This window comes from Rhodopseudomonas sp. BR0C11 (assembly GCF_010820945.1).
GTDB lineage: Bacteria > Pseudomonadota > Alphaproteobacteria > Rhizobiales > Xanthobacteraceae > Rhodopseudomonas > Rhodopseudomonas palustris_H.
Genome location: NZ_QTKI01000125.1, coordinates 1 through 11,692, shown reverse-complemented (window position 1 = coordinate 11,692; position 11,692 = coordinate 1). Strand labels below are relative to the sequence as shown.

General features: G+C 65.1%; 10 protein-coding genes and 1 pseudogene. 5 read left to right on the top strand and 6 right to left on the bottom strand.

The window, feature by feature from the left end; all coding sequences use genetic code 11:
• Nucleotides 1-61: 61 nt before the first annotated feature.
• Nucleotides 62-508 (bottom strand): annotated as a pseudogene (locus DYI24_RS12020) (MBL fold metallo-hydrolase); the annotation flags it as partial.
• 86 nt (nucleotides 509-594) lie between these two features.
• Nucleotides 595-1,125, bottom strand: a complete 531-nt coding sequence (locus DYI24_RS12015; RefSeq protein WP_107344413.1) for a DedA family protein — start codon at nucleotides 1,123-1,125, stop codon at nucleotides 595-597.
• Between the two features lie 456 nt (nucleotides 1,126-1,581).
• Between DYI24_RS12015 and parE the strand changes: the two genes are divergently transcribed.
• Nucleotides 1,582-3,633, top strand: coding sequence for a DNA topoisomerase IV subunit B (gene parE / locus DYI24_RS12010; protein ID WP_107344412.1), 2,052 nt, complete (start codon nucleotides 1,582-1,584; stop codon nucleotides 3,631-3,633).
• Between the two features lie 45 nt (nucleotides 3,634-3,678).
• On the opposite strand, the gene aqpZ is transcribed toward parE, so the two are convergent.
• Nucleotides 3,679-4,401 carry an aquaporin Z gene (gene aqpZ / locus DYI24_RS12005; RefSeq protein ID WP_164572444.1) on the bottom strand — a complete coding sequence of 241 codons (723 nt, stop codon included), beginning with the start codon at nucleotides 4,399-4,401 and terminating at the stop codon, nucleotides 3,679-3,681.
• A gap of 316 nt (nucleotides 4,402-4,717) precedes the next feature.
• Here aqpZ and DYI24_RS12000 point away from each other — a divergent pair, with 316 nt between their 5' ends.
• The gene (locus tag DYI24_RS12000; protein ID WP_205523490.1) at nucleotides 4,718-5,194 is read left to right on the top strand and encodes a hypothetical protein; all 477 of its coding nucleotides are present in this window, start codon (nucleotides 4,718-4,720) and stop codon (nucleotides 5,192-5,194) included.
• 24 nt (nucleotides 5,195-5,218) lie between these two features.
• Nucleotides 5,219-5,440 (top strand): hypothetical protein, encoded by a 222-nt coding sequence (locus DYI24_RS11995; RefSeq protein WP_502706337.1) that lies wholly within the window; start codon nucleotides 5,219-5,221, stop codon nucleotides 5,438-5,440.
• A gap of 33 nt (nucleotides 5,441-5,473) precedes the next feature.
• On the opposite strand, the gene DYI24_RS11990 is transcribed toward DYI24_RS11995, so the two are convergent.
• Nucleotides 5,474-6,379 carry an SDR family oxidoreductase gene (locus tag DYI24_RS11990; protein ID WP_164572443.1) on the bottom strand — a complete coding sequence of 302 codons (906 nt, stop codon included), beginning with the start codon at nucleotides 6,377-6,379 and terminating at the stop codon, nucleotides 5,474-5,476.
• 98 nt (nucleotides 6,380-6,477) lie between these two features.
• On the opposite strand from DYI24_RS11990, the gene DYI24_RS11985 reads away from it, so the two are divergent.
• Entirely contained in the window at nucleotides 6,478-7,314 is an 837-nt protein-coding gene (locus DYI24_RS11985; RefSeq protein WP_164572442.1) for a helix-turn-helix transcriptional regulator, read from the top strand.
• A gap of 52 nt (nucleotides 7,315-7,366) precedes the next feature.
• Here the strand turns inward: DYI24_RS11985 and DYI24_RS11980 are convergent, their stop codons facing one another.
• Nucleotides 7,367-8,872, bottom strand: a complete 1,506-nt coding sequence (locus DYI24_RS11980) for a caspase family protein (RefSeq protein ID WP_164572441.1) — start codon at nucleotides 8,870-8,872, stop codon at nucleotides 7,367-7,369.
• 175 nt (nucleotides 8,873-9,047) lie between these two features.
• Nucleotides 9,048-10,733: a methyl-accepting chemotaxis protein gene (locus DYI24_RS11975; protein ID WP_164572440.1), complete on the bottom strand. Its 1,686-nt coding sequence runs from the start codon at nucleotides 10,731-10,733 to the stop codon at nucleotides 9,048-9,050.
• A 325-nt stretch (nucleotides 10,734-11,058) separates the two neighbouring features.
• Between DYI24_RS11975 and DYI24_RS28770 the strand changes: the two genes are divergently transcribed.
• Nucleotides 11,059-11,682, top strand: a complete 624-nt coding sequence (locus DYI24_RS28770; protein WP_246701234.1) for a cupin domain-containing protein — start codon at nucleotides 11,059-11,061, stop codon at nucleotides 11,680-11,682.
• The last annotated feature ends 10 nt before the right edge of the window (nucleotides 11,683-11,692 follow it).

Here is an 11,692-nt window from a genome sequence, read left to right as displayed (position 1 = left end):
TTTTTTCTGAAGCGCGGGCCACCCCCGAGACCTCCACCGTCTAATTCGTCGGCAGCGTCAGATGGGTATAGGGGACGGCCACCAGATCGACCGCCTTCGGATCGAACCCTGCGGCCGCCATGTTGCTGGCGAACTGGCCGACATTGCCCTTGCTCGACGCGAACGCGCCGGGGCCGTTGCCGGTGTCGAGCACCACCAGCTTGCCGCCGGTGTTGATCACCAGCGGCGCGAAATGGATCGAGACTTTGTCCTTGGGCAGGAATGCCGCTTCCAGCGCCTCGCCGACGTCGTCCTTCATCGCGTTGAGCACGAAGCCGTCGGCCAGCGGAAACGTGCTGATGCCGTCGGACACCACGTTCACCTGGGCATCGCCGACCCGGTAGCGGTAGTAGCTCGGCGCCTGCTTGTCGGCGACCGGCGCCGCGGCGTGGGCGGGCGCGCTGCGCAGCAGCGGTGCCGCCGCGAGCGCGGCAGTCGCAGTGAGGGCGTGACGTCGGGTCAGATCCATGGCGTGTCCTCGCTGGTGATTTGCGGCGCAGTCTAAGCCGCAACTCATGGCGCGATCACGTCATGACGCGCATTTGATCGGGACCGTCAGACCGACCGCAGGATCCAGCCGAGCCCGATCGACAACCCGTCGCCGAACAGCAGCAGCACCGCCGACCACACCAAGGCCGACACCACATTGGCGATCTGGAACGGCCAGAACGGCATTTCGAAGATGCCTGCTGCGAGCGGCACCGAGGCGCGCAGCGGCCCGAAGAACCGGCCGATGAAGATGCTCGGCACGCCCCATTTACGGACGAAGTCCTCGCCCCGCCGCAGTAGCCCGGGATATTTCGACAGCGGCCAGATCTGGGCGACGTTGTCCTTGTAGCGGTAGCCGAACCAATACGAGACCCAGTCGCCGAGCGCAGCGCCGACGCCGCCGGCGATCCATACCGGCCAGAAGCTGAGGCCGGAGACGCCGATCAGCGCCCCGATCGCAACCAGAGCGCCCCAGGCCGGGATCAGCAGCGAAATGAAGGCGAGCGACTCGCCGAAGGCCAGCGCCAGGACGACGGGGGCGGCCCACGCCTGATGCTGGCGCACGAATTCGGCGATGTCGTGGATATAGGCTTCCATTGTCTTTCAGGTGGCCGCCGTCCCCCGACGCGACCTTTCATATGGCTGTCGCAATAGCACGGACCATGGCGGGTCCAACATGCGACACGCCCTCCCGACCAGACCGGCATGGCCGCAATGCGGCCGGCCGGCGCGACCTCACGCCTCAGCCCGGAAGATTGATCCGGCACAAGCCTTTGCCGGTATTAGGGTATCGCTGCAACGCAGGGTCCCAAGGCGCGTCGGCTCTATTCAACCCTGCCCGAGGAGCCTATATGGCCTCCCGGTAGTCGGTCGGCACCGGTTTGCGGGGTGCACATTCTCGTGCATCCGCCCGGCCCGCAGCCCCTGTCGGCGCCCTGCGCCGGCCGGGTCTCGACCCAGCGTCACACCCGTAGCCCTTCCATGGCATAGTGCAACACAGCGATTCGTACGGCTCAGGCCGTTCGCACGACATCAGAACAGACTCCAGGACTCATGGCCAAGGCATTGAAGGCAAGCTCGAAATCGAAATCAGCCAGCGACCTGTTCGGGGCTGCGCCGAAGCCCGCCGCGCCCAAGGCGGCGGCGAAGCCGAGCGGCGCCGAGGACGGTTATACCGCCGCCGACATCGAGGTGCTGGAGGGGCTGGAGCCGGTCCGGCGCCGGCCCGGCATGTATATTGGCGGCACCGACGAAAAGGCGCTGCACCATCTGTTCGCCGAAGTGATCGACAACTCGATGGACGAAGCGCTGGCGGGCTACGCCACCTTCATCGAGGTCGAGCTGTCGGCCGACGGCTTCCTCACCGTCTCCGATAACGGACGCGGCATTCCCGTTGATCCGCATCCGAAATTCCCGAAGAAGTCGGCGCTCGAAGTGATCATGTGCACGCTGCACGCCGGCGGCAAATTCGACAGCAAGGTGTACGAGACCTCGGGCGGTCTGCACGGCGTCGGCGTCAGCGTCGTCAATGCGTTATCGTCGCGTCTTGAAGTCGAAGTGGCGCGCAATCAGCAGCTCAGCCGCATGGTGTTCGAGCGCGGCCATCCCAAGGGCAAGCTCGAGGACCTCGGCAAGGTCAACAACCGCCGCGGCACCCGTGTCCGCTTCAAGCCCGACACCGAGATCTTCGGCGCCAAAGCCGCGTTCAAGCCGCAGCGTCTGTTCAAGATGGCGCGGTCGAAGGCGTATCTGTTCGGCGGCGTGAAGATCCGCTGGAAGTGCGATCCAGAACTGTTGAAAGGCATCGAGGACGTCCCGGCCGAGGACGAGTTTCACTTCCCCGGCGGCCTGAAGGACTTCCTCGGCGCGGCGATCCACAACGACACGCTGGTGCACCCGGACATCTTCGCCGGCAAGTCGGGCCGCAACGGCGCGCACGGCGCGTGCGAATGGGCGGTGGCCTGGACCGCCGATGCCGACGGCTTCCTGTCGTCGTACTGCAACACCGTGCCCACGCCCGACGGCGGCACTCACGAATCCGGCTTGCGCAGCGCCCTGCTCCGCGGCCTCAAGGACCACGCTGAGCGCGCCGGCCAGGGCAAGCGCGCCTCGTCGATCACCTCGGAAGACGTGATGGTCGGCGCCGCGGTGATGCTGTCGGTGTTCGTGCGCGAGCCTGAATTCCAGGGCCAGACCAAGGACCGCCTCGCCACCGCCGAAGCGCAGAAGATCGTCGAACAGGCGATCAAGGATCCGTTCGACCACTGGCTGTCCGGCAACCCGGTGCAGGCCACGAAGCTGCTCGACTTCGTGATCGAGCGCGCCGAGGAGCGGCTGCGCCGCCGCCAGGAAAAGGAAATCTCGCGCAAGACTGCGGTGAAGAAGCTGCGGCTGCCGGGCAAGCTGGCGGACTGCACCTCGACCGCGGCCGAAGGCTCCGAGCTGTTCATCGTCGAGGGCGACTCGGCCGGCGGCAGCGCCAAGCAGGCGCGCGACCGCTCGACCCAGGCGGTGCTGCCGCTGCGCGGCAAGATCCTCAACGTCGCCTCCGCCGGCAAGGACAAGGTGGTGGCGAACGCCCAGCTGTCGGACCTGATCCAGGCGCTCGGTGTCAGCACCGGGGTGAACTACCGCGAGGAAGATCTGCGCTACTCGCGCATCATCATCATGACCGACGCCGACGTCGACGGCGCCCACATCGCCTCGCTGCTGATCACCTTCTTCTACCGGCAGATGCCGAAGCTGATCGACGAGGGCCACCTCTATCTCGCCGTGCCGCCGCTGTACCGGCTGACCCATGGCGCCAAGACAGTGTACGCCCGCGACGACGCCCACAAGGAAGAGCTGCTGCGGAAGGAATTCAACGCCAACGCCAAGGTCGATGTCGGCCGCTTCAAAGGTCTTGGCGAGATGATGCCGGCGCAGCTCAAAGAGACCACGATGGATCCGGCCAAGCGCACGCTGCTGCGCGTCGTGCTGCTCCCGGACGACCGCGACGGCACCGCCAATTCGGTCGAGCGGCTGATGGGCACCAAGGCGGAAGCCCGCTTCGCCTTCATCTCCGAGAAGGCCGAGTTCGCCAGCGACGAACTACTGGACGTGTAAGACGAAGACGCGCCGCCGCCGGAAGCGGCGGCGCAGACCTCGCGGCTATCGCGCCTTGGCGCCTTCGACCACGCCGGTCGGCTCCGGGCTGAGCACACGATAGATCACGCCGCCGAGCACGCCGCCGATCAACGGCGCCACCCAGAACAGCCAGAGCTGGCCGATCGCCCAGCCGCCAACGAACAGCGCCGGACCGGTGCTGCGGGCCGGATTGACCGAGGTGTTGGTCACCGGAATGCTGACCAGATGGATCATCACCAACGCCAGGCCGATCGCCAGCGGCGCGAAGCCGGCCGGCGCCTTGCCGTGGGTCGAGCCCATGATCACGAACAGGAACATCATGGTCATCACCACTTCCATGACGAAGCAGGCGACCAGATTGTACTGGCCCGGCGAATGCGCACCGTAGCCGTTTGAGGCAAAGCCCTTGGCGAGGTCGAAGCCGGCCGCGCCGCTGGCGATCAGATACAGCAGCGCCGCCGCGGCGATCGCGCCGAGCACCTGGGCGATGATGTACGGGGCGATCTGCTTGACCGGGAAACGTCCCCCCGCGGCGAGGCCCAGCGTCACTGCCGGATTGAGGTGACAGCCGGAGATGTGCCCGATCGCATAGGCCATGGTGACGACGCTGAGCCCGAACGCCAGCGACACGCCGACAAGGCCGATGCCGACCTGGGGAAATCCCGCTGCGATCACCGCACTGCCGCAGCCGGCGAAGGTTAGCCAGAACGTGCCGATCATCTCAGCAAGATACTTATTAATATTCATGTCTCTTTCCTCGATCATCACGGCCGAATTGACGGCGTGAGGCGCAGTGCTTTGCCGAGTGGTGGTGGCGAAGCTTAGCGAGGCCACGAGCGAATTGATGGCGCACTGCGTTTTCAATAAAGATTCGCAAATTGAATATCGCATATCAAATGCGACACTGCACAGGCATCGTTACCAGTCGATCTTGCTCATACCGTCCGCACCTGATCGGCCGTGCGCCCTGCCCGCCCCGCCGAAACCAGCGAGGCTCGACGCGTTCGCTCGCAACCTTGCCGACCGAGCCACGTTGATTGCTCGGCAACTCGGAGCGGAGATCATGATGAGACCCTGGATCCTGGCGATCACCGCCGCGGCGATGCTGGGGCCAAGCCTTGCCCAGGCGCAGCAAGCGGACGGTTGGCAGCGCTACACGATCCGGGACAGCGGCGCCTCGGTCGCTGTGCCGACCGCGATCTTCAGCGACGATGGCGGAGCCGCACAGAATGGTCCGGGCCGCCGCTTCGTCACCTCGGATGGGCGGGCCGACCTCACGGTGCAGACCGTCGCCAACCCAAGCGGCATATCTCCGGCCGCGTTCCTGGCGGCGCGCAAGCCGCCGTCGGGCATCATCTATCGCCGCGTCACCCCGCGGTTCTTCGTCGTCTCCAGCATCCGTAACGATCGCATCTGGTACAATCGCTGCAATCGAGCGGCGGACGTGATGCACTGCGTGCTGATCAACTATCCAGCGGCCGAGAAGCGCCGCTGGGACCCGATCGTCACCCGGATCAGCCGCTCACTCAGCGGCGGCTAGTCCAGGTCGACCTTCGCGGGTCTTGTGCCGGTCGGCCAAACCGTGCCTAATTCGTCCATGCGCACATTGTTTCTCGTCATCGGCGTCATCGCCCTGCTCGTGGGGCTGGTCTGGACCGGCCAAGGCGCCGGCCTCATTCAATGGCCGGCTCAGAGTTTCATGATCAACCAGTCGCAATGGATGTGGTACGGCGCCTCGACCGCATTCGGCGGGCTGCTGCTGATCTTCATTTCGCGCAAGGCGTGAGACGGCACGCGGCAAGCGGCCGCCTCACGATGGTCAGCTCGCCGTGCGCAGCTTGCGATAGTCCATCGCCTTTAGATCGGTGAGCAGGTCGGGGCCGGTCGGTGTCCAGTTCAACCGGCTACGCGTTGCGGCGCTCGACGCCTGCATGTCCATCGCCATGAACGGCGCCAGCCAGCCGAAGTGACCGACCGCCTCGTTCGCCTGCAACGCGGCCACCGGAACGCCGAGACCCGCACCGATCGTCTCGGCGATTCGGCGCATACTGACGCCTTCCTCGGCGACCGCATGGTAGCGAGCGCCAGCCTGGTGATGTTCGAGAGCGAGCCGATACAGGCGCGCGGTATCGTCGATATGGACAGCCGACCAAAGGTTGCTGCCGTCGCCCACATAGGCCGACACGCCCTTGGCCCGGCCAATGTCGATCAGTGGCGAGATCAGACCCTGCTTTTCGGTGTCGTGCACTTGCGGCAGCCGCACCACCGCTACCGAGACGCCCTTGTCGGCGGCCTCCCGGCCGGCGCGCTCGCTGGCGATCCGCGGCAAAGCGTGGGCCCAGTCGACCACCTCCTCCACGGCCGGCAGACCGGCCCCGGGGGAGCCGATGCCGGTCGCCGACGTAATAATCAGCGGCCGGTCCGAGCCCTTCAGCACCTCCGCCATCGCGCTGATCACGCGCGCGTCCTTGGCGCAATTCTCAAGATAGCGCGAGAAGGTGTGATCAAACGCCGTGTGGATCACGGCATCCGCCTGCTCGGCCCCTCGCGCGAGACTGCCGGCATCTTCCAGTGTGCCGCGATGAACGCTGGCGCCTGCCTGAGCCAGCCAACGTTCGCCCGCATCGGAGCGGGTCAGCCCGGTCACCTGATGGCCGGCGGCAAGCAGTTCTTTGAGGACGTGCGAACCGACGAAGCCGGTCGCACCAGTGAGGAAGACACGCATCAGACACCTCCGAGTTTGTTCGGCGGCAAATCTGGCGGTATGTCTAAACCTGTTAAAGCCGTGACATTATCCTGGTATAATAATCAACAGGATCAGACGTGACTCCTGATCAGAACGCGCTCGGTTCCTATTTGCGCAGCCGCCGGACCCGACTCGACCCGGCCGCGCTCGGTTTCTCCATCGGTCGGCGCCGCACGCCTGGACTGCGGCGCGAGGAAGTGGCGCAGCGCGCCAATATCAGCCCCACTTGGTACACTTGGCTCGAACAGGGCCGCGGCGGCGCGCCGTCGGCCGCTGTGCTTGATCGCATCGCCAAGGGCCTGATGCTGACCGAACCCGAGCGGGAGCATCTGTTCATGCTCGGCCTCGGCCGGCCGCCGGAAGTGCGATACACGCCCGCCGACGGCATCTCGCCGCGATTGCAGCGGGTGCTGGATGCGATGCCGCTCAGTCCGGCCATTATCAAGACCGCAACCTGGGACGTCGTCGGCTGGAACAAGGCCGCTGCGGCACTGCTTACGGACTACAGCAAGCTGCCGCGCGAGCAACGCAACATCCTGCGCCTGCTGTTCGGCAATGCTCGCAAGCGAGCCCGGCAGGAGGACTGGAGCAGCGTGGCGCGCTTCGTCGTCGGCGCGTTCCGTGCCGACGTGGCCCGCGCCGGCGCCGCCGGTACTGAAGAGGTCTCCCGACTGGTGGATGAGCTGTGCCGGCTCAGCACCGAATTCGCCGCGCTCTGGCAGGACAACGACGTCGTCGCGCATGGCGAAGGCGTCAAGTGTATCAAACACCCAGAGGCCGGTCGTCTGGACCTGGAGTTCTCGTCCTTCGCGGTCGAGGGGCGCCCCGAACTCGGCATGATCGTCTATAATCCTGCCTCGCCGCAGGTGGCCGAGCGCGTTCGTGCACTGATCGAGGCGAAGGGCGCCTCATGACGGACCTGTGTTCCTCCAGCCGAGGCCCCAGCCGATCGCTGCGACACGAGCCTCACCGGCGGAACGTCTTGATCTCCGACACGCTGCCGTCGCGGTAGGTCAGCTCGACCGACACCGACTGCACGTTCGGCGCCAGCTTCAGATAGGGCTGCGCGCTGCTCGGGATCGCAATCGGATCGCGCATATCGCAGGGCGGCATCTTCAGCACCTTGTCCGGCACCGCGCTGTCGATCCCGATCCGGACTTCCCGGATCGCGCAGCGATATGACATCAGGTGCGTGTAGTACACGAGCAGGCCATTGTAGTCGCGGAACGACAGCCAGCTGGTCGCCGTCATGTCGAGGATCTTGCGCTGATCGCGGATCAGCGCCGCCTCCGGTTCGAACTTGATCGGAAACGGCCCCTGCATCTCGCCTTGCGCATCGATGTAGCGCAGCTCGATGGTGCCGGCAGGCGCGTCCGCGGGAAGCTGGATCGACGGGTTCGGCATCCGCTTGCGGGTGCGCGGATCGAGCGCGTCCATGAAGCCGGTTTCGCGGAATGCGCCCTCGCCCATCCGCCACGAGATGCCCAGCGTCGGATCGGCAATCGAGAACGACACCGTCCAGCCGCCATTGTGCCGGGAGAAGCTGGCGATCGGCGCGTTCAGCGTCTCCGAGGCCGGCGGCTTCAGCGGTGCCACCGGCGGCAGTGCGGCGACCTTCTGCGAAGGCTCCGTCGCGGCGGAGCTCGGCTGCGGCCGACCGTTCAGGAAGACGTCGTCGACCATCTGGTCGAAATACACCGGGACCTGTTTGTGGCCGATGGTATCGGCCATCTCGCTGACGGCGCGCCGGGTGCGCTGCGCCACCTGCACCAGATTGTCGCCGGGATCGAGCAACTGCTTCACGAACACCCGGGTGAACACCGAGTTCGGATTGCTATCGTTATCGGACAACCGATCGAGCGCAGTCTGTCGCGGGCCGGCTGAGAAAATCGAAAATACGCCTTCAGGCAGCGTCGTCATCGGCGCAAGCCCGCCGCGCCCGGCCAGCGCACGCACGCCACGTCGTTCGAACGGATTGTTGCGGCAGGCGTCGAGCACCAGGATCGCGGTGCGCGCACCGCGGTTCTGCAGCCGGTCAATGATGCGGTCCGCCATGATCGAGGCGTCACGCACCAGTTCCTCCTGGCCCTCGGTGGCGGCCGGCACGTCGATCGGCAGCAGGTAGTTCTGCCCCGCGATCTCGAAGCCATGACCGGCATAGAAAAAGAACGCGGTGTCGCCGGGTTCGATCGTGGTGTCGAATGCCAGCAGGCTTTGGCTGAACGCGGCGCGGGTTTGGTTCTCGGCCACCATCACCTGGAAGCCGAGGGTCTTCAGCGCGTCGCCAATCGTGCGCGCGTCGTTGACCGCCTTCTGCAGCCTGGGGACGTTGCGGTAATCGTCGTTGCCGATCACCAGCGCGACCCGCTTCGCAGCCGATGCGGGGCCGGCGACCAGCAGCGCAAGCACGCAGATGACGGCCGCAAGTAGCGCAGCTCCATGCCGCGTGCCGGCCCTTCCGATCGATCGCATTCCAGTCCCTCAAAACGAAGCGGCCGGATCGCGTCCGCCTGCGCCATAGTCGGTCAGAACCCGAGCACGGTTCAACCGAAAAGGACGTCGATGGCGGCCACGATCCGGCCGGGTGGTGCGGGCTTTGACAGTCCGCACCCGGGGCAACTGGTTGTCCGCGGAAGAGCCGCGACGCTTACGCCGCGCGGACCGTCTCGAGGAACTTGCCGACTTCCATCCTCAGCCGGTTGCTGTCATTGGCGAGCGACTGCGCCGCGGCCAACACCTGCGTCGATGCCGAGCCGGTCTCGTTGGCGCCGCGCTGCACGTCGACCACGCTCGCAGAGACCTGCTGCGTGCCTTGGGCTGCCTGCTGGACGTTGCGCGAGATCTCCTGCGTCGCGGCGCCCTGCTCTTCCACCGCCGAGGCGATGGTCGACGCAATCTCCGACATCTTCGAAATCGTCGCGCCGATCTCGCGGATCGCGTTCACCGATTCATGCGTCGCAGCCTGGATGCCGCCGATGTGCTGACTGATCTCGCCGGTCGCCTTGGCGGTCTGCTCGGCAAGCGCCTTCACTTCCGCCGCCACCACCGCAAAGCCACGGCCCGCCTCGCCGGCGCGCGCTGCTTCGATCGTGGCGTTGAGCGCCAGCAGATTGGTCTGGCCGGCGATGGTGTTGATCAGTTCGACCACATCGCCGATCCGCGTTGCCGCCTGCGACAGATCGCCGACGCGTTCGTTGGTGCGTTGCGCCTGAGTCACCGCCTCATGGGCGATGCGCGCGGAGTCCTGAACCTGCCGGCTGATCTCGGTGACCGACGAGGCCATCTCCTCGGTCGCCGACGCCACCGACTGCACGTTCGCGGAGGCCTGCTCGGAAGCCGCCGCGACCGACGTGGTGACTTCCTGCGCACGCTGCGCGCTCGACGTCAGCGTCGTCGCAGACGCTTCGAGCTCGGTCGAGGCGGACGACACCGCGCGGATCACTTCACCGACCGCAGCCTCGAACTGATGCGCGAGCTTCTCCATCTCCTGCTCGCGCTGGACCGCAATGATGCGGTCCTGCTCGGCCTTGCCGGCGGCTTCCTGCCGGGCCTTCTCGGCGAGCATCAGCTTGATGCCATTGACCGCATTGGCGGTCTGGCCGATCTCGTCGCCGCGTTCGGTGCCCGAGACCTCGACGTCCTGGCCTCGCGCCATCGCCTGCAGATCGTCGACCAGCCGACCAATCGGACGGGCGATGCCGAACTGCACGATCGCAAAGGCAAGCGCCAGCACGGCGAGGAAGCCGCCGCCGACAAGCAGAACCGTCAACTTGATGGTGCTGGCGACATCGGCCGACGCCGCGTGCGAGCGATCGCTCAGCTCCTTGTCGAGTTTATTGCTGATTGCAAATTGAGCATCGCGCACGGCCTGATTGTGTTTGGCAATGTCCTTGGCCAGACGGACCGCGAGCTCGTTGTTGTTGGCCATTGTGGCCTGCTCGAGCGGGGGGTATTCCTTCGTCATCATGTCGTCGAACATCCGATCGATCCGATCGAAGTCCGCGGCAAACTGCGGCAGGCCCTTTTTCGCCTGCGCGATGAAATCGCTGAATTCCTTATGATTGGCCGCAATTTCTCGGCTGAGCTTCTGCATTTCCGCCGGATCGGTTTCGGCGATGATCCGCCATGACATCCGCCCAAAATTGAACAGGCGGGCGTTGGCGCGGAAGTTCGCCTTCATGCCCTGCACTTCGTTTTCGAGCATCGATGCGTAGGTCCGGTCGATCTCCTCCATCTTCGAAGCGGCGAACCAGACTCCGAAGCCGACGACGACGCTGAGCAATAGGAAACAGCCGATGATCTTGTAGAGCAATTTGACGTTCGAAAGCTGCATGGCAGGTACCCCAACCCTTAATGTGCCGACCCGTCGCACCATACGTTCGAGCATTGGCCGATGTTGTTAGCGCCGACGGGGCGGGCTTCCGATAAACTCGCTGCTTCACGACGTGGTCGTGCGATGCGCAAATTGATCAAAGAGCTCGCTATCCCGACGGTGGTGCCCCGAACACGCAACACCGATCATCGTCCGTATCAGCAGGCTGCTAAGCGCGAGTAAGTACAAATTCGGTCAGGTAGGACAAAACCGGGAGACGGGTCGACAAAGCTGTCACAAGGGTCGAAATAGCGAGACCATCCACTGGAGTCAGCGTGAGCGTCAGATGAATTCGGAAGACATCGTTTCATATTCGGATCAGGAATTACTGCAGGATTTCCCGCTGGTGCGGAGCCACGATCCGGTTGAAGCGAGAGACATCCTTCGGCGCTACGGCGTCGACATGATCGTCTCGAATCCCAGCGACTTCTTCATGCGGACCAACCTCGCCGAGCTGCCGCATATCGGCTTGTATTTCGTTCACAGTTCCGGAGCGACCCGGCTGCTGATCCCCGAGCGCGAGATCGCGTTGGTGCATCTTTGCCTGGAGGGCGACGCGCTACTCACCAGCGGCAATCGCCGCGTCGAACTGTCGCAAGGCGCAGCGTGTATTTGTTCGCCGGGGGTGAGCGCCCAGCTCGAATTCGGACAGAACTCGCGGCAACTGCTGCTGCGGATGCCGCAGCGGGTGCTGGAGCGGACCGTCTCGTCGCTGGTCGGCTTCAAGCCGCGGCAACCGATCCTGTTCGAGCCGGCGATCTGCAACGACGAGCCACGCTATCTCGGCTTCAGAGAGCTGACGACGCTGCTCGCGTCACGATTGGACTCCGCCTACTCGGTGTGGCCGAAGAACGTGCTGCTCCATCTGGAGCCTGTCTCTTATACCCATCTGACGCTGCCGACGAATTAGACGGTGTAGT